The organism is Peterkaempfera podocarpi (assembly GCF_042466665.1).
Classification (GTDB): domain Bacteria; phylum Actinomycetota; class Actinomycetes; order Streptomycetales; family Streptomycetaceae; genus Peterkaempfera; species Peterkaempfera podocarpi.
In genome coordinates this window covers 5294764-5315652 of the sequence record NZ_CP162102.1, presented here as the reverse complement: position 1 = coordinate 5315652, position 20889 = coordinate 5294764, and the positions used below count along the sequence as shown (strand labels likewise).

Genomic DNA, 20889 nt, shown 5'->3' with positions numbered 1-20889 from the left:
CCGAAAAGAACTGTTCCGGCCCCGGACCCCTCGGTGATACTCGGCTGATGAAACCCGTGATCTTGGAAACCCCCCGGCTGCTGCTGCGGCCGCTCGGCCCCGAGGACGCCGAAGCCGTCCACCTGGCATGCCAGGACGAGGACATCCAGCGGTGGACGGTGGTGCCGTCGCCGTACCTCCCCGAGCACGCCGAGGGCTTCGTCAACCAGATCAGCCCCGACGGCTGGCAGAACGACACCCTCTACAACTGGGGCAGCTTCACCCGCGACGGCGCGCTGGTCTCCTCCGTCGGGCTCTCCTTCCCCGGCCGCGCCGGCTTCGCGGAGGTCGGCTACTGGACCGCCCGGGAGCAGCGGGGCCGCGGCTACACCGCGGAGGCGGTGGCCGCCGTCTGCGACTGGGCCTTCGCCACACTCGGCATCCAGCGGCTGGAGTGGCTGGCCGGGGTGGGCAATGTGGGCTCGCGGGCAGTCGCCGACCGGGTCGGCTTCGTCTTCGAGGGGACGCTGCGCTCCTATCTGGAGCAGCGCGGTGAGCGGCGCGACGCCTGGGTGGGTGCACTGCTGCCGACCGACCGGGCCGCGCGATGAGTGACCCGCTGCCGATGACGGCCGCCACCGTCACCGCACACGGCCTGCTGCTCCGCCCCTGGAGCGAGGACGGGGCGGCGGACGAGACCGCCGCGCTGCGGATCGCTCTCGGCGACCCCGAGATGGGCCGCTGGAACCCGGTCGCGGTGCACCCGGAGCCGGACGACACCGAGGTGCGCCGCTGGCTGGCGGTCCGTGCCGAGGGCTGGGCCTCGGGGACCAGGGCGTCCTGGTGCGTACGGGACCAGGCCACCGGTGAGGTGCTGGGCAATGTCTCGCTTCAGGACGTCGACCGGCAGCGGCGCCGCGGCCTGGTCGGCTACTGGACGCTGCCCGGGGCCCGCGGCGGCCGGGTGGCCTCGCGCGCCCTGGAGGCCGTCACCCGCTGGGCGTTCGCCGAACTCGCCGTGCACCGGCTGGAGCTGGGGCATGCGGTGGGGCACGACGCCTCCTGCCGGATCGCGGTGCGCTGCGGTTACCCGCTGGAGGGGACGCTGCGTGAGGCGCTGCCCAACAGCGCGGGCGACCTGATGGACATGCATCTGCACGCCAGGCTGTCCACCGACCCCCCGTGCGATCCGCTGGCGCGCTGACGGCGGGGCCGGCCACGGCCCGCCCTGCCGACCCGGAGCACCCGGCCGCCCGGTCCACCCCGGCCGCCCGCCTGCCCGGTACCCCCGGCGCCGATCGGGGCCCCGCCCTCGACCCCGGCCCGGTTGTCGGCGCCCGCCTCTACGCTTCGGGGCATGAGCATCGCGCCGTCTCCCAAACCCACCGTCGAACTCTCCGCCGACGAGGCGCGCCGGCTGGCCCTGCGCGCCCAGGGGATGATGGGCGCCCCCGACCGGCGGGCCGGGGTGCGCGGGGTGCTGCGGCATCTGGGGGCGGTGCAGTTGGACACCATCTCGGTGCTGGCCCGCTCCCATGAGCTGGTCCCCTGTGCCCGGCTGGGAGCGGTGGGCCGTGCTCCGGTGGAGGCGGCCTACTGGGGTGCGGGCACCAGCTTCGAGTACTGGTCGCACGCCGCCTGCATCCTGCCGATCGAGGAGTGGCCGCTGTTCGCCTTCCGGCGGCGGGCGTTCATCACCCGCGGGCACCGCTGGCACCGGCTGGCCGACGCCGAGAAGTCCTGCGCCGAGGTGCGGGCCCGGCTGCTCTCGGACGGCCCGCTGACCGCCGGTGACCTCGGCGGCGCCAGGAACGGCGGACCGTGGTGGGACTGGTCGGAGACAAAGATCGCCATCGAGTGGCTGCTGGACATCGGCGAGGTGGTGTGCACCGAGCGCCGCAGCTGGAAGCGCGTCTACGACCTGGCGGAGCGTGCCGTGCCCGCTGCGCTGCTGGCGCAGGACCCGGATGACGAGAGCTGCCTGCGGCGGCTGGTCGGCCAGGCCGGTGCGGCGCTGGGCGTGGCCGCCCGGGCCGATCTGGCCGACTACCACCGACTGAAGGCCGAGCAGGTGGACGCGGTGGTGGCCGACTCCGGGCTGGTACCGGTGACGGTCCAGGGGTGGGGGCGCGCGGGTGCGCCCGGAGCCGCATGGGCGGATCCGGCGGCGCTCGCCACCGAGCCGCGCGGGCGCCACCGCACCACTCTGCTCTCCCCGTTCGACTCACTGGTCTGGGACCGGGCCCGCACCGAGCGGATCTTCGGCTTCACCCATCGGCTGGAGGCCTATGTGCCCAAGCCCAAGCGGGTGTACGGCTACTTCGCCATGCCGCTGCTGGCGGGCGGCCGGCTGGTGGGCAGGATCGATCCCGCGCGCGAGGGAAGGACCCTGATCGCCCGTCAGGCGTCCCTGGAGTCACCCGCCGCGGTGGCCCCGGCGGCGCGGGCGCTCCACGAGGCCGCCGCCTGGGTGGGCTGCGACGCGGTGAAGGTGGAGCGGGTGGTGCCGGAGGGTCTGGCAGGTCCGCTCACCGCCGCCGTCGCCGCAGTCTGACGTCCGGGGATCAGCCTATTTCGAGGATCTTCTCCCGCACGGCATAGACCACCGCCTCCATCCTGGAGTGCAGCTGGAGCTTCTCCAAGATGTTGCGCACATGGTTCTTCACGGTGTTCTCGCTGATGAAGAGCTGCTTGGCGATGTCCCGGTTGTTCATCCCGGTAGCCACCAGCTTGAGCACCTCCAGCTCACGCTCGGTCAGCCGGGGCGCGGGGACCAGCGGTCGGTCGTCGCTGCGCTGCTGGATCATCGACTTGAACTCGGTGAGCAGCTTGGCCGCCATGGAGGGACTGATCTGCGACTGGCCGTCAGCCACCGCGCGGATGGCGGTGGCCACCTCGTCGGTGGAGATCTCCTTCAGCAGATAGCCGGTGGCACCGGCCTTGATGGCCTCGTAGAGGTCGGCCTCCTCGTCGCTTATGGTCAGCATGATGATCTTGGCGCTGGGCGCCACATCCTTGATGGCGGTGCAGGCCTCGATCCCGCTGCGACGCGGCATCCGCACATCCATCAGGATGATGTCGGGCAGCAGGTCGGCCGCCTTCTCGACGGCCTCGGCGCCGTCCCCGGCCTCGCCCACCACCTGGATGTCGTCCTCCTGTGCCAGAACGATCTCCAGGCCGCGCCGAAAGAGGGCATGGTCGTCGACGACCAGCACCCGGATCGGCTCGGCGCGCGAACCCCGCGGCTCCTCGACCGCTCCGACGGCAGGCACGCCGCCTCTCTCTGCGGGCCCCATGCTGAAACGCTCCCCCATCCGCTCCTCCCCCTCGTGGCTGGTGCGACGGCCACGTGACTGGTCGGGCACCCCGCGTGCTCATCGGGGACTGGGCGCCATCATTCCACGGCGCTCGGACGGCCTGATCATCCAGCGGGACGTACACGCCCCAATGGCACCCCCGGCAGGGGCGCCGGGCCCGCCGCGATCGCAGGCCCGGCGCCGATACGTCAACTCCCTTGCGCCCGACGGTGTTCGGGCAGGCGAGCCGGTGCGGCGGGACTACTCCTCGTCCGCCTCGCCGAGCGCTCCTCCGGCGCCGCCCAGCTCACCGCTGGGCGCGGAGCCGTCGGCCTTGAGGTGGATCACACCGTAGTTGTAGCCGTGGCGCCGGTAGACGACGCTCGGCATACCGGTGTCGGTGTCGACGAAGAGGTAGAAGTCGTGCCCCACCAGCTCCATCTCGTACAGTGCCTGGTCCAGCGCCATGGGTGCGGCGGCGTGGACCTTCTCGCGGACGACGAGGGGACCGTCGCCCTCCACCTCCAACGACCCGATACGGGTCTTGGACACCCCGACCGCGGACTCCTCCGGGGCGGTCTCCGGCAGCGCGGCCAGCGCCGCGGTTGCCTCGGCCACGCTGATCGGGGTCCGGCCGGTGCCGCCCTTGTGCACACGCCGCCGGTCGGCTGCCTTGCGCAGCTGGGCGTCGAGCCTTGCGGTGGCCATGTCCAGCGCCGCATAGGCGTCGCCGGCGCAGGCCTCTGCACGGATCACCGGGCCGCGGCTGCGCACCGTGATCTCGACACGCTCGCTGCGGTCCGCCTGGCGCGGGTTGCGCTCCTTGGACACCTCGACGTCGAGGCTGATCACCTTGCCGTCGAATTTCTGGATCTTCTCCAGCTTCTCGGCCACGTGCTTGCGGAACCTCTCGGGCACCTCGGTCTTGCGGCCCTTGACGACGATGTCCACGCAGAACTCCGTTCCCTTGCGCTGACGCCGTGCGGAGCCAGGGCCCCGCGCGGCCCACTGAGTACGCAGTCCGTCCGCCCTGCGGTTCACCCCTCAGCGGGGGTGGCGGGCGGAACCGCTTCTCTCACCACTTCCTCCCCACCAGGGACGGCTGAAACCCCATGAAACACCTCCACCGAGGTTTCCGCCTCTTCGGCCTACGGACACCCGTTCCACAACCGAACGTAGTCCCTTGGACAGCTCAGCACAGCAGTTCGGGACGCTTTACCCCCATTGGGATGAACGTGCTGTGAATCGGACCCGGTCGACCCTGTCGGTCGTCACCCTGGCACCCGGCACCATCAGCCACAGCTCCCGGGAGGGACCTATGGAACCCGCCGCCCGCCCGCTGGACGTCCTGCTGGATCTGCTGCTGCCCACCCGCTGCGCCGGCTGCGGAACGGCCCGCGGCCAGCTGTGCAGCGGCTGCCGCACCGCCCTGGCCGGCACCCCAGGACGCCCGGTGCGGCCCGAACCTGCTCCGCCCGGCCTGCCCCCGGTGTACGCCGCGGCCGAGTACGCAGGCCCGGTCCGAGCCCTGCTGCTGGCCCACAAGGAGCGCGGCGCCCTGCGGCTGGCCGTCCCGCTCGGCGCCGCACTGGCCACTGCCGTACGGGCGGCGCTGGCCGACCTCGGGCCCACCGCGAGGGACCACCCACTGCTGCTCGTCCCGGTGCCCTCCACCCGCCACGCGGTACGCGCCCGGGGCCACGACCCGGTGCGGCGGCTCGCCCACGCCGCCGTCCGGCAGCTGCATCGGGAGGGGCTCCACGGGCGCAGCGCCCCACTGCTGCGGCCGGTCCGGCCCCTTGCCGACCAGTCCGGTCTGACCGCCCCCGAGCGGTGGCGCAATCTCGCGGGTGCACTGGCCGTACGGCCGTCCGCGGCGCGCCTGCTGCACCGGCGCCCGGTGGTCCTGGTGGACGACCTGGTCACCACCGGCGCCAGCCTCGCCGAGGCAGCCCGTGCGCTGACCACGGCCGGCGCCGAGGTGCTCGCCGCAGCCACCGTCGCGGCCACCGCGCGCCGGAGCCCGGGCGGCCGGCTCAGCCGGCCGGGGGCACCCGGCCGCCAGGTGTCCGGGCACAGCCGCCCACCGGCCCCCGGCGGCGGCCGGCCGCGCGCTCAGCCCGGGTAGACCGGCGCCATCGCCTTCTTGGCCACCGCACGCCACTGCCCGTTGGGCTCCAGCCGGTAGATCTTGTGGTCCTGCGAGTCCGCGTACACCGCCGACTTGGGGTCCTCCGACGCCGCCACCCGGGTTTCCCCCTCGGGTGCCTGGAGGGTGGTGTCATCACTGTGCGAGCCGTCCACCCCCACCAGCTGCGGGTGCTTGACGCCCTCGGCCTCCTGGCCCAGCACCAGCAGCTGATCGGTGTCGGCCCAGGCGACCGCGGTGACGTCGACCAGCTGCGGGGCCACCGGGCGCAGTCCGGAGATCTCCGCCTGCGGCGCGGCCTCGGTGCCCATGTGGCGTACCACGCCCATCTCCACGGTGCGCACGCCCTTGGCACCGGGATCGGCCAGCAGCAGCGCGATGCGGGTGCCGTCGGAGGCGATCTTCAGGCCCTGGACGATGCGGTCGCCGAGGCCCTTCACCGTCACCGGATAGGCGTGGGTGCCGCGCACCATCAGCACCCGCGGCGCTGCCGGGTTGAGGTCGGCGATCCACAGGTCTCCCTGGGCGTCCCAGGTGGGCTCGGAGAGCCCCGGCCCAGCCGGGCTGGTGACCTCGGCGATCGGATCCAGCTTGGCACCGGCGGTCAGGCCCGCCTCGTAGAGCGCCCTGCCGTTCTGCGCCACAGCCGCCGCCAGGCCGCCGTCGCGCCGCACCGCCACCGAACGCATCCGGGGCTGCTGGTGCGGCTCGCCCAGCGGCCCGAGGACCCGCGGGGAGTCGGTGGCCACCGGGCTGCCGTCGACGGAACCGTCATCGCCCACCAGCTTCTTCAGCTGCCAGCTGTCGGAGTCCTGGAAGTACAGGCCGCCGGCCGACACGGCCGAGTAGCTGCGGGCCACCTGCGAGTCCACCTGGCAGCCGGTGTGTCCGCCCCGGTCCAGGACGGACACCCGGCTCACACTGCCTGCGGCCTGGTCGGCGAAGGTGCTCAGCAACTGCACGGCCATCTGCTGGCAGGCCTCGTGGTGTCCGCGCAGATCGAGTGCGCTCACCCGGACCCGGACCTCCCGGCTGTCGTCCGAGGAGATCTGCTGGGACAGCACCGTCACTCCGTCCAGGGCCGAGGTCACCGCGGGGGCCAGCCAGTCAGAGGGTCCGTCGGCCACCGCCTTGGCCGCCTCGGTGAGCGGGTCTATGCGGCGGCGTAGGTAGATCGGGTCGGGCACCAGCACGGGCCGCCGGGTGCCCGGACGGGAGGGGTCGGCCGCGGCGAAGTAGTACCGGTTGACCCGTTCGTAGACATTGCTGAAGTTGGTCTCGTTGACGATCAGGCCGTCGGGCAGATGGGAGATCCGCCACTCGCCCTTCACCTTCTCGAAGGTGAAGACGGTACGGAAGTCGCCCTTCTCCGGCTCGAAGGTCTTGTTGGCGTCCAGTTCGGCGACGCTGCTGCCGTCGGCGGTGACCTGCGCCCGGCTGTCCGTGGTGGTGGTCAGCCGCAGCCGGGGGTTGCCGGTGAGCACCACCACCTTGGCCTCCGGGCGCCACCGCTGCGCCTCCTGCTCGGTGAGGTACTCCTTGGCAGTGGTGTAGCCGGCCTCGTCGCCCACGGTGGCGTCCAGGAAGTTCTGCAGCAGATCCTCCGGGTCCAGGCCCTTCTGCGGATGGACCGGGAAGACCCGGACCTGAAGGTTCTGGTCGTCGCCGTGCTCGGCCGCATTGACCTCGGACACCTCGCCGCTGTCCGGCATCGCCGCACAGCCGGTCAGCAGCGCCGCCAGCGGCAGCGCCACGGCGATCAGCCGCCGATCAGCCTTCCTCCGCACCGTCCCGCTCCTCCTCCGACGCGCCGCCCGGCGCGGCCTCCGGCCCCGTCGGACCGGTCCTGCCGCTGCCGCGGTCCACCACCACCTGCGCGCCGGTGGCACCGTACCCCGAGGAGGCCGCCCGGACGTCGGAGGGATCCGCAGCCGGACGCCGCTGCGCCCGTGACCCGGTACCCAGCCCCGGTCCGATGGTGAGCACTCCGCCGAGACCGGGCCCGAAGCCGCCGCCGTTCTCCGACGTCTCCGGCCCGTTCTCGGCGGCAGCCCGGTCGGCCCAGGCCGGCCGTGCCACCCGCCGGTACGGCGTGCCGGGCGCGCCCAGTCCGCGGTTGTGCCGGGAGTCCTCGGGCTCCAGGGGGATCGGCGACCGCCCGATCTCCCCGCCCCGGGTGCGCGGCACGGTGAGCCGGAACTGCGAGCCGCCACCGGGCTCTCCCCAGGCCTGCAGCCAGCCACCGTGCAGATGGGCGTCCTCCAGCGCGATCGAGAGGCCCAGCCCGGTGCCGCCGGTGGTCCGCTGACGGGCCGGGTCGGCACGCCAGAAGCGATGGAAGACCCGGGAGGCCTCCCCCGGCTTGAGGCCGATGCCGTGGTCGCGTACGGCCACCGCAACCGAGCCCTCCCCGGAGCCCAGCCTCACCACCACATCGCGGCCCTCGCCGTGCTCCAAGGCGTTGACCACCAGGTTCCGCAGGATCCGCTCGATCCGGCGGGGGTCGACCTCCGCCATCACGGGCTCCTCGGTGCCGCGTACCAGCAGCGCGCTCCCCTTGGCGGCGGCCAGCGGCTCCGCCGCCTCCACCACCCGGGCCGCGATCTCCCGGAGGTCTGCCGGCTCGGCGTCGAGAACCGCGGCTCCGGCGTCGAAGCGGCTGATCTCCAGCAGATCGGAGAGCAGCGACTCAAAGCGGTCCAGCTGGCCCTGGAGCAGCTCCGCGGAGCGGGCGGACGCCGGATCCATGTCCTCGCGGCCCTCGTAGAGCAGGTCGGCGGCCATCCGGACGGTGGTCAGGGGGGTGCGCAGCTCATGGGAGACGTCGGAGACAAAGCGCCGCTGGACCCGGGAGAGCTCCTCCAGCTGCCGAATCTGCGCCCACAGCGCATTGGCCATCTCGTTGAACGAGTCACCGAGCCGGGCGATGTCGTCGGTACCGGTGACCTTCATCCGCTCGTCGAGGTGACCGGCGGCCAGCCGCTCGGAGATGCCCGCGGCCATCCGCACGGGGGTGACCACCATCCGCACCACCATCCAGGCGATGGCCCCCAGGAGCACCACCACAAAGACTCCCGCGGTGGCCAGCGTGCCGGTCACCAGGCCCAGGGTCTTGGTCTCCTGCCCGAACGGGAAGACGTAGTAGAGCTGGTAGGCCGTGCGGCTGGGGCCGGTCAGCTGCTTGCCGATGACCAGGCCTGCCTCCCGCCGGGGTCCGTCGCCCTGGTCGCGCAGGATGACGGTGGGCTGCTCCTGCACGGTGCCGGGGTGGTCGGCGAGCTTCTGCTGCAGTTCGGGCGAGATGGACTGGGGGGAGACATTGCCGGTGGTCCGGGGGCTGCGCACCCCGGAGTTGTCGGAGGTGGAGGCCTGCTGCTGCGCGGTGGACGGCACCAGGGCGACCACCGAGTAGACGCCCTGCCCGCTGCTGGCGAGCTGGTCGACCTGCTTGCCCATCCAGTCGCCGATGTCCTCGGTGGACGGATCGGCCCCGCTGCCGGTCTTGGGCAGCTCACGGGCCGCGTCGATCTGCTTCTGCGCCACCGAGAAGCCGCCCGCGGCCTGGCTCTCCGCGACATGCCGCTTGGCGTCCAGCAGCCCGGTGCGGACCTGGGCCATCACCACGACGCCGAGCAGCAGCACCACGCCCAGCGACAGCACCAGGGTGGTCGCCACCACCCGCAGCTGGATGGAGCGGCGCCAGAGCGCGACCCCACGCCGGAACGGCCGCCTGACCTGCCGCCCCAGCAGGGCGGCCAGCGGTATCACTCCGCGGCGGCCGGTGCGCACACGGTCACGGCCCACGGACGCCGACTCCCCGCCCGCCGAGTCGCGGGACGGGGAGTCCTGGTATTGCTTACTGCTCACGTCAGCTGGGCCCGGCCTTGTATCCGACGCCGCGCACGGTCACCACGATCTCGGGCCGCTCCGGGTCCCGTTCGATCTTGGAGCGCAGACGCTGCACATGGACATTGACCAGCCGGGTGTCGGCGGCGTGCCGGTAGCCCCAGACCTGCTCCAGCAGCACCTCCCGGGTGAAGACCTGCCAGGGCTTGCGGGCCAGGGCGACCAGCAGGTCGAACTCCAGCGGGGTCAGCGGGATGGACCGCCCGTCCCGCTTCACCGAGTGCCCGGCCACGTCGATCACCAGGTCGCCGATGGCGAGCTGCTCGGGCGTGGGCTCCTCGGCGCGGCGCAGCCGGGCACGTACCCGGGCCACCAACTCCTTGGGCTTGAACGGCTTGATCACATAGTCGTCGGCGCCGGACTCCAGCCCCACGACCACATCGACGGTGTCGCTCTTCGCGGTGAGCATCACGATCGGAACCCCGGACTCCGCCCGGATCTGCCGGCAGACGTCAATGCCGTCGCGGCCGGGCAGCATCAGATCGAGGAGGACCAGGTCGGGCTTGCTCTCCCGGAAAACGGTGAGCGCCTTGTCCCCGTCCGCGACAAAGAAGGGCTCAAAACCCTCACCACGGAGAACGATGCCGAGCATCTCGGCCAGTGCGGTGTCGTCATCGACGACCAGGACGCGTCCCTTCATGCTTCACATCGTCTCATTACTCGACAGTGACATGGCACACAGCTGTGTCATCCCGCTCACATCCACCGGTGAGACGGGGCCTTTTTCCGTGACGATCGCGCTGATCAACTCGGGGGGAGTGACATCGAAGGCGGGGTTGTACGCGGTCGCCCCCGGAGGAGCAACCGCCACCCCGGCGAATTCGGCCACCTCGTGCGAGCCCCGCTGCTCCACCTCGATCGCGTCCCCGGCCGGGGTGTGCGGATCCACCGTGGTGCTGGGCGCCACCACCACGAACGGCACGCCGTGGTGGCGGGCCAGCACCGCCAGCGGATAGCTGCCGACCTTGTTGGCGGTGGATCCGTCGGCGGCGATCCGGTCCGCGCCCACCAGTACAGCGTCCACCTCACCGGCGGCGAACAGCGAACCGGCCGCGTTGTCGGCCAGCAGGGTGTACGGCATCCCGGCACGGGCCGCCTCGTACGCGGTCAGCCGGGCGCCCTGGAGCAGCGGCCTCGTCTCGTCCACCCACAGCCGGCGCAGTCGGCCCGCCCGGTGGGCCGCCAGGGCCACCGCCAGCGCGGTGCCCTCGCCGCCCGACACCAGTGCCCCGGTGTTGCAGTGGGTGAGCAGCCGATGGGCGCCGCCGGGAACCAGCCGGTCCAGCAGCGCCAGGCCATGGGCGGCCATCGCGGTGCTCGCCTCGGCGTCCTCCCGGTGCATCGCACGGGCTGCCGCCAGTGCGGCCGCGGCGGCGCCGTCCTCGTCCCCCGGCTTGGCCGCCAGATGCGTCCGGTAGGCACCGAAGGCCCGGCGCACCCCGACGGCCAGGTTGACGGCGGTGGGGCGGGCGGTGGCCAGCTGCTCGGCCGCGTCGGCCACCGAGAACCCCCGGGCGGCGGCCAGCGCCACCCCGTAGGCCCCGGCCAGCCCCAGCACCGGAGCGCCGCGCACCGCCAGGCTGCGTATCAACTCCACCAGGGTCGGAATGCCGGTGCAGACGATCTCGCGCTCCTCCGCGGGGAGCCGCGTCTGGTCCAGCAGCAGCAGTGCGGGGCCGTCCCGCGAGTCGTCCCAGCGCAGCGCACGCAGCGGTGGCGGGGAGTGGGAGATCGTGGTGGCGCCGGGGGCGGCGAGGTCGGCCATCGCCCCAGTCTGCCCGCCGCCGCTCTCGAACAGAACAGCGCATACCGCACTGCCGCGACACCGCCGTCGGACACTGCCGGCGTCCGGTCACCCGGACGGTGCAGTGCATTGGATCAGGCCATGGCACCATGGGCGCCACCGAACGCGCCGCACGCCCCGTATCCCCGCCGAAGGAGCAGCGATGACCGACACCCCGGGCTGGGCACCGCCCGGTGCGCCCGAGCCTCAGCACGAGGAGGGCGCCACCTCCGGCTCGGGAGCGGTCCCCGGTCCGTCGGCACCGCAGGACGGCCCGCAGGGACCCCCCGCGCCGCCGTACGGGCAGCCCGGCGGTAGCGGCCCGCACCCGTACACGCCGTACCCCGGCGGGCCGTACGGCGGCGGACCCGGCTGGGGCGGCCAGCAGCCCGGTGGCCCGGCCTGGGGCGCACCCGGCTGGGGCGTACCCCTCGCCCCCAAGCCCGGCGTGATCCCGCTGCGCCCGCTCGGTGTCGGCGAGATCCTGGACGGCGCGGTCTCCACCACCCGGCGCTACTGGCGCACCGCACTCGGCATCTCGGTGGTGGTGGCGCTCTTCAGCACCCTCACCACCACCCTGATCGACTGGGGCGTCTCCAACGGCACCCTGAGCCGGACCGCCTCCTCCGTCAGCGACCTGGCCAACTACCTGGTCCTCATCGTGGCCGGACAGATCGCCGGAGCACTGCTGACCATGGTGGTCAGCCGCGCCATCCTGGGCCGCCCCGTCTCGCTGCGCGAGGCCTGGCAGGACGCCCGGCCGCGGCTGCTGCCCCTGTTCGGCCTGGTCCTGGTGATGGCGCTGGCCGTGATCCTGATCGCCGGGGTACTGCTGCTGCCCGGCATCCTGGCCGCCGTCAGCGACGCCGACAAGGCTCTGACGGCCGCCGCGCTGCTGCTCGGCGCAATGGCGGCCGGCGGCTGCCTGCTCTGGCTGTGGATCCGCTACAGCATGGCCGCCACCACCCTGATGCTGGAGAAGCAGGGCATCCGGGCCTCGCTCGCCCGCTCGGCCCGACTGGTACGCGGCAGCTGGTGGCGAATCTTCGGGATCACCCTGCTCGGCGGCCTGGTGACCTCCATCTTCTCCGCGATCTTCGTCGTCCCGGCCACCTTCCTCGGCCTCATCGTCAGCGGTCAGGGCATTTTCGACCAGACCGGGTCCGCACTGCCGCTGAGCGCGATGGTGATCATCGGTATCGCGTCCACGATCGCCTCCACCCTCACCGTGCCGGTCTCCGCGGGGATCAACATCCTGCTCTATGTGGACCAGCGCATCCGGCGCGAGGCCCTGGACATCGAACTCGCCCGTGCCGCCGGCCTGCCGGGGTTCGGCGACACCGGGACCGAGGCCCCGGTCGCCGGCCCGAAGGCCTGACCGGCGTGGGCGTCCGGGGGGCAGCACTGCGGGGCGGCACCGCCCTCGCGGACGGCAGCGCACCCGTCACCACGGGGCGCGACGCCGCCCGGGAGGCGGCACGGCACGAGCTGTCCAATCCCGCCTACCACCGCAACGACCCCAGCCTGCTGCAGCGCCTGCTCGACTGGGCGTGGCGGCAGTTCGACCGCCTGCTGGGACAGGTCGGCGGGGACGCCCTGACCGGCACCCCCGGCCTGCTGGTCTTCCTCGGGGTGGCGCTGATCATCGGTCTCGCCCTGTGGTGGCGGCTCGGTGCGCCGAGGCGCGCCGCCCGCACCACCGGGGCCGTGCTCTTCGACGCCCGCCGCCGGACCGCGGCCGAGCACCGCGCGGCCGCGGAGCGCCATGCCGCCGACGGCCAGTGGGCGGAGGCGGTGCGGGAACGGACCCGCGCCGTCGTCCGCTCCCTCGAAGAGCGCGCACTGCTCGACGAGCGCCCCGGCCGCACCGCGGACGAGGCCGCAGCGGAGGCGGGTGCCGCGCTCCCCGCCCACGCTGAGGCGCTGCGCCACGCCGTACGGACCTTCGACGACATCACCTACGGCGACCGGCCCGGCGACCCGCAGGCCTACCGGGAGATCGCCGACCTGGACACCGCCCTGCGGCAGGCCCGTCCGCTGCACACCCCCCTCACCGCAGCAGCCGGCAGCGGAGGCCCCGCATGACCGCCCCCACCACCGCAACACCTGTGGCACCCGCAACCGGGACCACCGCGGCGGGCGCCGCAGCAGACCCGTCCGGTACCTCACTCGCCCCCACCCCCGGCCGGCTCTGGCGCCGCTCCCGCGGACTGCTCGTCGCCGCCGCGCTGCTGGTCACCGCCGGCCTGCTGTACGGCGGGCTGCGCAACGACGCCCAGTACCCCCCGCTGGACCCTCGTTCCACCGCCCCCGACGGCACACACGCCGTCACCCGGTTGCTGGAGCGGCAGGGCATCGCCGTGGACACAGCCCCCGGCCCCGGGAAGACGCTGGACGACGGCCGGCCCACCACCGTGCTGCTCCTCCCCGGCACCCTGACCCGGCGCCACCTCCAGGAGCTGCGTGACACCGTCCTGGCCGGCGGCGGCCGGGTCGTGCTGGTCTCCCCCGGCCCCACCGAGCTCTCGGTACTCGCCCCGACCACCCGGCTCGCCGACCCGGACGGCGACGCCCCACCGGCCGTGTCCTCCGCGAGCACCGAACCCGACTGCGATCTGCCGGAGGCCCGCCGGGCCGGCAGCGCAGAACTGGGCGGGCTGCTCTACGCCCCCGCAGAACCGGCCCAGGGCTGCTATTTCCGCGACGGCAGGCCCGCGCTGGTTCGCAGCAGCGAGGGGAACGGCGACACCGTGGTCCTGGGCTCCGGCCGGTTCCTCACCAACGACCGGCTGGACGACGACGGCAACGCCGCCCTCGCCCTGGGCCTCCTCGGCGCCCACCGCCGCCTCGTCTGGTACCTCCCCGACTACGACCAGGCCACCGCGGACAGCGGAGCCGGCAGCCAGGGCCTGCTCGCGCTGCTGCCCGCCGGCTGGCGCTGGGGACTGCTCCAGGCCGCCGTCGCCGCCCTCCTCGCCGCTCTCTGGCGGGCCCGCCGCCTCGGGCCCGTCGTACCGGAGAACCTGCCGGTGACCGTCCGCGCCTCCGAGACGACCGAGGGCCGCGCCCGCCTCTACCGGCGGGCCAAGGCCCGGGACCGCGCGGCCGACGCACTGCGCCGCGCCACCCGCAGCCGGCTCTCCGGCAGCCTGGGCCTGCCCGCCCGCCCCGAGGCAGGCCCCGCCGCACTGACGGCCGCGGTCGCAGGCCGCCTCCCCCAAGACCACGCCTCCGGGGCCCGCACCCCCGCCGAGGTGCATGCCCTGCTGTACGGTGCGGCCCCGGCCGACGACACCGCCCTGCTGCGGCTCGCCGACGATCTGGACACCCTGGAAAGGCAGGTACGACAGCCGTGACCGAGCACGACGCCCGGCCCATCGCCGACACCGTCCCGGCTCCGCTCGCGGGAGCCGCCGAGCGTGACCCGCGGCAGGCCCTGCAGGCACTGCGCGCCGAGATCGCCAAGGCCGTCGTCGGGCAGGACCCTGCCGTCACCGGCCTGGTCGTCGCCCTGCTCTGCCGCGGCCATGTGCTGCTGGAGGGCGTTCCGGGCGTGGCCAAGACGCTGCTGGTGCGCACCCTGGCCGCCGCACTCCGGGTCGGCACCAAGCGGGTGCAGTTCACCCCCGACCTGATGCCCGGCGATGTCACCGGCTCCCTGGTCTACGACGCCCGCACCGCCGAGTTCTCCTTCCAGCCCGGCCCGGTCTTCACCAATCTGCTGCTCGCCGACGAGATCAACCGCACCCCGCCCAAGACCCAGGCCTCACTGCTGGAGGCCATGGAGGAGCGCCAGGTCACCGTCGACGGCACCCCCCGCCCGCTGCCGGAGCCCTTCCTGGTCGCCGCCACTCAGAACCCGGTCGAGTACGAGGGCACCTATCCGCTCCCCGAGGCCCAGCTGGACCGCTTCCTGGTCAAGCTGATCCTGCCGCTGCCCACCCGGGACAACGAGATGCAGGTCCTGGCCCGCCACGCCGCCGGCTTCGACCCGCGCGACCTGGGTGCCGCGGGAGTCCGCGCCGTCGCCGGCCCGGAGGACCTGGACGCCGCCCGCGCAGAGATCGCCAAGCTCACCGTGGCGCCGGAGATCCTCGCGTACATCGTCGACCTCTGCCGTGCCACCCGCGAGTCGCCCTCGCTCTCCCTCGGGGTCTCCCCGCGCGGCGCCACCGCGCTGCTGAACACCGCACGGGCCTGGGCGTGGCTCGCCGGACGGGACTATGTCACGCCCGACGACGTCAAGGCACTGGCACTGCCCACGCTGCGGCACCGGCTGCAACTGCGTCCCGAGGCCGAGATGGAGGGCGTCACCGCCGACTCCGTGCTGCAGGCCGTCCTGGCCCACGTACCCGTCCCCCGCTGACCGTCGGCCGCCCACCACCCCAGGAGAAGCCACCCATGGCCCTCACCGGCCGCACCGCCCTGCTCGCCCTGGCGGGCGTGCTCGTCGTGGGCCTGCTCCTGCCGTCCGCCACCGGGGTCGGCCTGGTCTGCGGTCTGCTGCTCGCCGCCGTCATCGCCGATCTGCTGCTTGCCGCGCCCGTCCGCCGCCTGCAGCTGACCCGTTCCGGCGACACATCGGTACGGCTGGGCTCGGAGGCGTCCGTCTCCCTCACCATCGCCAATCCCGGCCGCCGCCGGCTGCGGGCGCGGGTACGGGACGCCTGGCCGCCCAGCAGCTGGACACCCGGCACCGAAGTCGGTGCCTCCCGCCACTCGGTGGACATCCCCGCGGGAGAGCGCCGCCGGGCCACCACCGTCCTGCGGCCCACCCGCCGCGGGGACCGGCACGCCCACCGGGTGACGGTCCGCTCGCTGGGCCCGCTCGGCCTCGCCGCCCGGCAGGGCTCGCACTCCGTGCCGTGGACGGTCCGGGTGCTTCCGCCCTTCGCCAGCCGCAAGCACCTGCCCTCCCGGCTGGCCCGGCTCCGCGAACTCGACGGCCGTACCTCGCTGCTGGTCCGCGGTCAGGGAACCGAGTTCGACTCCCTCCGGGAGTACATCCCCGGCGACGACGTACGGTCCATCGACTGGCGTGCGTCCGCTCGGCGCTCCAGCGTCGCCGTCCGCACCTGGCGACCCGAACGCGACCGGCACATCCTCATCGTGCTGGACACCGGCCGCACCTCCGCCGGACGCGTCGGGGACGCACCCAGGCTGGACGCGGCCATGGACGCCGCCCTGCTGCTGACCGCGCTCGCCACCAAGGCCGGCGACCGCGTCGACCTGCTCGCCCACGACCGCCGTGCCCGGGCGTCCGTGCAGGGCCGCGGCGCCTCCGAGGTGCTGCCGTCCTTCGTCAACGCCATGGCCGTGCTGGAACCCGCTCTGGTCGAGACCGACGCCCGGGCACTCACCTCGGCCGTACTCAGGCGGGCATCCCGGCGCTCCCTGGTCGTCCTGCTCACCGGGCTGGACACCTTCCCGGTGGAACAGGGTCTGCTCCCCGTACTCCCCAGCCTGACCCGTCGCCATGAGGTACTGGTCGCGTCCGTGGCCGACCCCAGGGTCGCGGAGCTGGCCGGGGCACGGGGCACGGTCGAGGCCGTCTACGCGGCAGCGGCGGCCGAACAGACCCGCGCCGACCGCCGCCGGACCGCCGACCGGCTCGCCCGACACGGCGTCACCGTTGTGGACGCTCCGCCCGCCGACCTGCCGCCCGCGCTGGCCGACGCCTATCTGGCCCTCAAGGCCGCCGGCCGCCTCTGACCCGCTCCCACAGCCGTGCTGACGAACGATCAGTCTCCGAGGAACTCCATCTCCAGCTCGGAGTACGACGGGTCCGGCGGGTACAGCATGGTCTCCCCCGTCAGGGTGAACCCCAGTCGCCGGTAGAACGACAGCGCCCGGCCGTTGTCCTCCCGTACGAAGAGCCGCACCCGCTCGGCCGCGCCCTCGTCGAGGGCCCACTCCACTGCCGCGCGCACCAGCTCCTCGGCTGCTCCGACTGCGCGCCCCCTCAACCGCGGGGCCACATACACGCCCACCAGATGGGCCTGCGGCTTGACCGCCTCGGGCTCCTGGAACACCGTCGTCATGCCGCCCCAGCGCCCGCCGCCTCCGGCCGGCACCAGCACATGGGTCGCGATGAGCCGCCCGTCCGCCTGGGCCTCGACCCCCGAACCGGACCGCGCCCTGGACTGCCAGTCGCTGTCCGACCGCATCCTCTCGTCGAGGTACTGGGTCACAAAGGCGGTGGGAGTGTCCTGCAGCGCCTCCAGGCGGAGGTCTCGCAACCGCAACCACTCATGGGAAGCCACTCGGCGCACTCGGTACGTCATGGCGACGATCCTGCCACAACGCACGGAAGCCCCGTTCCGGGACCGTGAGGTCCGGAACGGGGCTTCCTTAAAGATTGTTCGGCGGCGTCCTACTCTCCCACAGGGTCCCCCCTGCAGTACCATCGGCGCTGTAAGGCTTAGCTTCCGGGTTCGGAATGTAACCGGGCGTTTCCCTCACGCTATGACCACCGAAACACTATGAAACTCTCAACCCAACCCCCGAAGGGGCAGGGTCGGTCGTTGTTTCAGAACAACACAGTGGACGCGTAGCAACTATGGACAAGCCCTCGGCCTATTAGTACCGGTCAGCTCCACCCATTACTGGGCTTCCACACCCGGCCTATCAACCCCATCGTCTATGGGGAGCCTTACCCACTCAAGGTGGTGGGAGCCCTCATCTCGAAGCAGGCTTCCCGCTTAGATGCTTTCAGCGGTTATCCCTCCCGAACGTAGCCAACCAGCCATGCCCTTGGCAGAACAACTGGCACACCAGAGGTTCGTCCGTCCCGGTCCTCTCGTACTAGGGACAGCCCTTCTCAAGACTCCTACGCGCACAGCGGATAGGGACCGAACTGTCTCACGACGTTCTAAACCCAGCTCGCGTACCGCTTTAATGGGCGAACAGCCCAACCCTTGGGACCTACTCCAGCCCCAGGATGCGACGAGCCGACATCGAGGTGCCAAACCATCCCGTCGATATGGACTCTTGGGGAAGATCAGCCTGTTATCCCCGGGGTACCTTTTATCCGTTGAGCGACGGCGCTTCCACAAGCCACCGCCGGATCACTAGTCCCTGCTTTCGCACCTGCTCGACCCGTCGGTCTCACAGTCAAGCTCCCTTGTGCACTTACACTCAACACCTGATTGCCAACCAGGCTGAGGGAACCTTTGGGCGCCTCCGTTACCCTTTAGGAGGCAACCGCCCCAGTTAAACTACCCACCAGACACTGTCCCTGATCCGGATCACGGACCCAGGTTAGACATCCAGCACGACCAGAGTGGTATTTCAACGATGACTCCACAACCACTGGCGTGGCCGCTTCACAGTCTCCCACCTATCCTACACAAGCCGAACCGAACACCAATATCAAGCTATAGTAAAGGTCCCGGGGTCTTTCCGTCCTGCTGCGCGAAACGAGCATCTTTACTCGTAATGCAATTTCACCGGGCCCGTGGTTGAGACAGTCGAGAAGTCGTTACGCCATTCGTGCAGGTCGGAACTTACCCGACAAGGAATTTCGCTACCTTAGGATGGTTATAGTTACCACCGCCGTTTACTGGCGCTTAAGTTCTCAGCTTCGCCCCGACGAATCGAGACTAACCGGTCCCCTTAACGTTCCAGCACCGGGCAGGCGTCAGTCCGTATACATCGCCTTACGGCTTCGCACGGACCTGTGTTTTTAGTAAACAGTCGCTTCTCGCTGGTCTCTGCGGCCACCACCAGCTCAGGGAGAAAATCCCCTCACCAGCAATGGCCCCCCTTCTCCCGAAGTTACGGGGGCATTTTGCCGAGTTCCTTAACCACGGTTCACCCGAACGCCTCGGTATTCTCTACCTGACCACCTGAGTCGGTTTGGGGTACGGGCCGCCATGAAACTCGCTAGAGGCTTTTCTCGACAGCATAGGATCATCCACTTCACCACAATCGGCTCGGCATCAGGTCTCAGCCTCATGAGTGGCGGATTTGCCTACCACTCGGCCTACACCCTTACCCCGGGACAACCACCGCCCGGGATGGACTACCTTCCTGCGTCACCCCATCGCTCACCTACTACCAGCTCGGGCCACCGGCTCCACCACTCCCCCTCACTCCGAAGAGATCAGAGGCGGCTTCACGGGCTTAGCATCACTGGGTTCGACGCTGGCGCTTCATAGCGGGTACGGGAATATCAACCCGTTGTCCATCGACTACGCCTGTCGGCCTCGCCTTAGGTCCCGACTTACCCTGGGCAGATCAGCTTGACCCAGGAACCCTTGGTCAATCGGCGCAAGAGTTTCCCACTCTTGTATCGCTACTCATGCCTGCATTCTCACTCGTATACCGTCCACGACTGGCTCCCGCCGCCGCTTCACCCGGCACACGACGCTCCCCTACCCACCCACACCTTCGTTGGAAGTATTGTGTGAGTGACACGGCTTCGGCGGTGTACTTGAGCCCCGCTACATTGTCGGCGCGGAATCACTTGACCAGTGAGCTATTACGCACTCTTTCAAGGGTGGCTGCTTCTAAGCCAACCTCCTGGTTGTCTCTGCGACTCCACATCCTTTCCCACTTAGCACACGCTTAGGGGCCTTAGCCGGTGTTCTGGGCTGTTTCCCTCTCGACCACGGAGCTTATCCCCCGCAGTCTCACTGCCGTGCTCTCACTTACCGGCATTCGGAGTTTGGCTAAGGTCAGTAACCCGGTGAGGCCCATCGCCTATCCAGTGCTCTACCTCCGGCAAGAAACACACGACGCTGCACCTAAATGCATTTCGGGGAGAACCAGCTATCACGGAGTTTGATTGGCCTTTCACCCCTAACCACAGGTCATCCCCCAGGTTTTCAACCCTGGTGGGTTCGGGCCTCCACACGGTCTTACCCGCGCTTCACCCTGCCCATGGCTAGATCACTCCGCTTCGGGTCTTGGGCATGCGACTCAAACGCCCTATTCGGACTCGCTTTCGCTACGGCTACCCCACACGGGTTAACCTCGCCACACACCGCAAACTCGCAGGCTCATTCTTCAAAAGGCACGCAGTCACGGCCACAGTCCGAAGACTGCAACGACGCTCCCACGGCTTGTAGGCACACGGTTTCAGGTACTATTTCACTCCGCTCCCGCGGTACTTTTCACCATTCCCTCACGGTACTATCCGCTATCGGTCACCAGGGAATATTTAGGCTTAGCGGGTGGTCCCGCCAGATTCACACGGGATTTCTCGGGCCCCGTGCTACTTGGGTGTTCTTCAAGCGAGCCGCACAGATTTCGTCTACGGGGGTCTTACCCTCTACGCCGGGCCTTTCGCATGCCCTTCGACTACCCATACGGTTTCTGACTCGCCGACCGGCCGGCAGACCGATCAAGAAAAAACCCACAACCCCGCACGCGCAACCCCTGCCGGGTATCACACACATACGGTTTAGCCTCATCCGGTTTCGCTCGCCACTACTCCCGGAATCACGGTTGTTTTCTCTTCCTGCGGGTACTGAGATGTTTCACTTCCCCGCGTTCCCTCCACACTGCCTATGTGTTCAGCAGCGGGTGACAGCCCATGACGACTGCCGGGTTTCCCCATTCGGACACCCCCGGATCACAGCTCGGTTGACAGCTCCCCGGGGCCTATCGCGGCCTCCCACGTCCTTCATCGGTTCCTGGTGCCAAGGCATCCACCGTGCGCCCTTAAAAACTTGGCCACAGATGCTCGCGTCCACTGTGCAGTTCTCAAACAACGACCAGCCACCCACCTCACCCAGCATGGGACCGGCACCAAGGAAACCAAAAACCCGTTC

16 protein-coding genes and 2 rRNA genes are annotated in these 20889 nt (G+C 71.0%); 9 read left to right on the top strand and 9 right to left on the bottom strand.

The features are described from left to right. Positions 1-47 precede the first annotated feature (47 nt). From AB0761_RS23440 to AB0761_RS23430, 3 genes are all read left to right on the top strand, one after another. Positions 48-590: a GNAT family N-acetyltransferase gene (locus AB0761_RS23440; protein WP_377271088.1), complete on the top strand. Its 543-nt coding sequence runs from the start codon at positions 48-50 to the stop codon at positions 588-590. Beyond that, on the top strand, positions 587-1183 hold the full coding sequence (locus AB0761_RS23435) for a GNAT family N-acetyltransferase (RefSeq protein WP_377271087.1): 597 nt from the start codon (positions 587-589) through the stop codon (positions 1181-1183). The genes AB0761_RS23440 and AB0761_RS23435 overlap by 4 nt, the downstream gene beginning before the upstream one ends. Before the next feature lie 153 nt (positions 1184-1336). Beyond that, positions 1337-2533: a winged helix-turn-helix domain-containing protein gene (locus AB0761_RS23430; RefSeq protein WP_377271086.1), complete on the top strand. Its 1197-nt coding sequence runs from the start codon at positions 1337-1339 to the stop codon at positions 2531-2533. A 10-nt stretch (positions 2534-2543) separates the two neighbouring features. Here AB0761_RS23430 and AB0761_RS23425 read toward each other — a convergent pair whose 3' ends face one another. After that, the gene (locus AB0761_RS23425) at positions 2544-3275 is read right to left on the bottom strand and encodes a response regulator (protein ID WP_377274283.1); all 732 of its coding nucleotides are present in this window, start codon (positions 3273-3275) and stop codon (positions 2544-2546) included. A 261-nt stretch (positions 3276-3536) separates the two neighbouring features. Further along, entirely contained in the window at positions 3537-4226 is a 690-nt protein-coding gene (gene hpf, locus AB0761_RS23420) for a ribosome hibernation-promoting factor, HPF/YfiA family (RefSeq protein ID WP_377271085.1), read from the bottom strand. Between the two features lie 367 nt (positions 4227-4593). On the opposite strand from hpf, the gene AB0761_RS23415 reads away from it, so the two are divergent. Continuing rightward, positions 4594-5403, top strand: coding sequence for a ComF family protein (locus AB0761_RS23415; protein WP_377271084.1), 810 nt, complete (start codon positions 4594-4596; stop codon positions 5401-5403). Here AB0761_RS23415 and AB0761_RS23410 read toward each other — a convergent pair. The 4 genes from AB0761_RS23410 to mtnA are packed head-to-tail and all read right to left on the bottom strand — an operon-like array spanning position 5391 to position 11095. Further along, on the bottom strand, positions 5391-7211 hold the full coding sequence (locus AB0761_RS23410) for an LpqB family beta-propeller domain-containing protein (protein WP_377271083.1): 1821 nt from the start codon (positions 7209-7211) through the stop codon (positions 5391-5393). The two genes, AB0761_RS23415 and AB0761_RS23410, sit on opposite strands and share 13 nt — an antisense overlap. Beyond that, positions 7195-9291 carry an MtrAB system histidine kinase MtrB gene (gene mtrB, locus AB0761_RS23405; protein ID WP_377271082.1) on the bottom strand — a complete coding sequence of 699 codons (2097 nt, stop codon included), beginning with the start codon at positions 9289-9291 and terminating at the stop codon, positions 7195-7197. Before mtrB ends, AB0761_RS23410 begins: the two co-directional genes overlap by 17 nt. 1 nt (position 9292) lies before the next feature. Beyond that, the gene (gene mtrA / locus AB0761_RS23400) at positions 9293-9970 is read right to left on the bottom strand and encodes an MtrAB system response regulator MtrA (protein ID WP_055587002.1); all 678 of its coding nucleotides are present in this window, start codon (positions 9968-9970) and stop codon (positions 9293-9295) included. Between the two features lie 3 nt (positions 9971-9973). Beyond that, positions 9974-11095 carry an S-methyl-5-thioribose-1-phosphate isomerase gene (mtnA, locus tag AB0761_RS23395; protein ID WP_377271081.1) on the bottom strand — a complete coding sequence of 374 codons (1122 nt, stop codon included), beginning with the start codon at positions 11093-11095 and terminating at the stop codon, positions 9974-9976. Between the two features lie 181 nt (positions 11096-11276). Here mtnA and AB0761_RS23390 point away from each other — a divergent pair, with 181 nt between their 5' ends. Genes AB0761_RS23390 through AB0761_RS23370 form a run of 5 tightly spaced genes read left to right on the top strand, consistent with a single transcriptional unit; the run spans position 11277 to position 16825 of the window. Continuing rightward, positions 11277-12491 carry a hypothetical protein gene (locus AB0761_RS23390; RefSeq protein WP_377271080.1) on the top strand — a complete coding sequence of 405 codons (1215 nt, stop codon included), beginning with the start codon at positions 11277-11279 and terminating at the stop codon, positions 12489-12491. Positions 12492-12496: 5 nt separating this feature from the next. Then, entirely contained in the window at positions 12497-13198 is a 702-nt protein-coding gene (locus AB0761_RS23385; RefSeq protein WP_377271079.1) for a DUF4129 domain-containing protein, read from the top strand. Beyond that, positions 13195-14469, top strand: a complete 1275-nt coding sequence (locus AB0761_RS23380; RefSeq protein ID WP_377271078.1) for a DUF4350 domain-containing protein — start codon at positions 13195-13197, stop codon at positions 14467-14469. The genes AB0761_RS23385 and AB0761_RS23380 overlap by 4 nt, the downstream gene beginning before the upstream one ends. Positions 14470-14489: 20 nt before the next feature. Continuing rightward, positions 14490-15479: an AAA family ATPase gene (locus AB0761_RS23375; RefSeq protein ID WP_377274282.1), complete on the top strand. Its 990-nt coding sequence runs from the start codon at positions 14490-14492 to the stop codon at positions 15477-15479. 35 nt (positions 15480-15514) lie between these two features. Continuing rightward, the gene (locus tag AB0761_RS23370) at positions 15515-16825 is read left to right on the top strand and encodes a DUF58 domain-containing protein (RefSeq protein ID WP_377271077.1); all 1311 of its coding nucleotides are present in this window, start codon (positions 15515-15517) and stop codon (positions 16823-16825) included. 29 nt (positions 16826-16854) lie between these two features. Here the strand turns inward: AB0761_RS23370 and AB0761_RS23365 are convergent, their stop codons facing one another. From AB0761_RS23365 to AB0761_RS23355, 3 genes are all read right to left on the bottom strand, one after another. Continuing rightward, entirely contained in the window at positions 16855-17397 is a 543-nt protein-coding gene (locus AB0761_RS23365) for a GNAT family N-acetyltransferase (protein WP_377271076.1), read from the bottom strand. Positions 17398-17473: 76 nt separating this feature from the next. Next, a 5S ribosomal RNA gene (gene rrf, locus AB0761_RS23360) occupies positions 17474-17590 on the bottom strand. Positions 17591-17672: 82 nt separating this feature from the next. Beyond that, a 23S ribosomal RNA gene (locus AB0761_RS23355) occupies positions 17673-20793 on the bottom strand. Positions 20794-20889 lie beyond the last annotated feature (96 nt).

Coding starts and splice junctions, on each gene's coding strand:
- AB0761_RS23440 (WP_377271088.1), top strand. CDS start 48: ATGAAACCCGTGATCTTGGAAACCCCCCGGCTGCTGCTGCGGCCGCTC.
- AB0761_RS23435 (WP_377271087.1), top strand. CDS start 587: ATGAGTGACCCGCTGCCGATGACGGCCGCCACCGTCACCGCACACGGC.
- AB0761_RS23430 (WP_377271086.1), top strand. CDS start 1,337: ATGAGCATCGCGCCGTCTCCCAAACCCACCGTCGAACTCTCCGCCGAC.
- AB0761_RS23425 (WP_377274283.1), bottom strand. CDS start 3,275: ATGGGGCCCGCAGAGAGAGGCGGCGTGCCTGCCGTCGGAGCGGTCGAG.
- AB0761_RS23415 (WP_377271084.1), top strand. CDS start 4,594: ATGGAACCCGCCGCCCGCCCGCTGGACGTCCTGCTGGATCTGCTGCTG.
- mtrA (WP_055587002.1), bottom strand. CDS start 9,970: ATGAAGGGACGCGTCCTGGTCGTCGATGACGACACCGCACTGGCCGAG.
- mtnA (WP_377271081.1), bottom strand. CDS start 11,095: ATGGCCGACCTCGCCGCCCCCGGCGCCACCACGATCTCCCACTCCCCG.
- AB0761_RS23390 (WP_377271080.1), top strand. CDS start 11,277: ATGACCGACACCCCGGGCTGGGCACCGCCCGGTGCGCCCGAGCCTCAG.
- AB0761_RS23380 (WP_377271078.1), top strand. CDS start 13,195: ATGACCGCCCCCACCACCGCAACACCTGTGGCACCCGCAACCGGGACC.
- AB0761_RS23370 (WP_377271077.1), top strand. CDS start 15,515: ATGGCCCTCACCGGCCGCACCGCCCTGCTCGCCCTGGCGGGCGTGCTC.
- AB0761_RS23365 (WP_377271076.1), bottom strand. CDS start 17,397: ATGACGTACCGAGTGCGCCGAGTGGCTTCCCATGAGTGGTTGCGGTTG.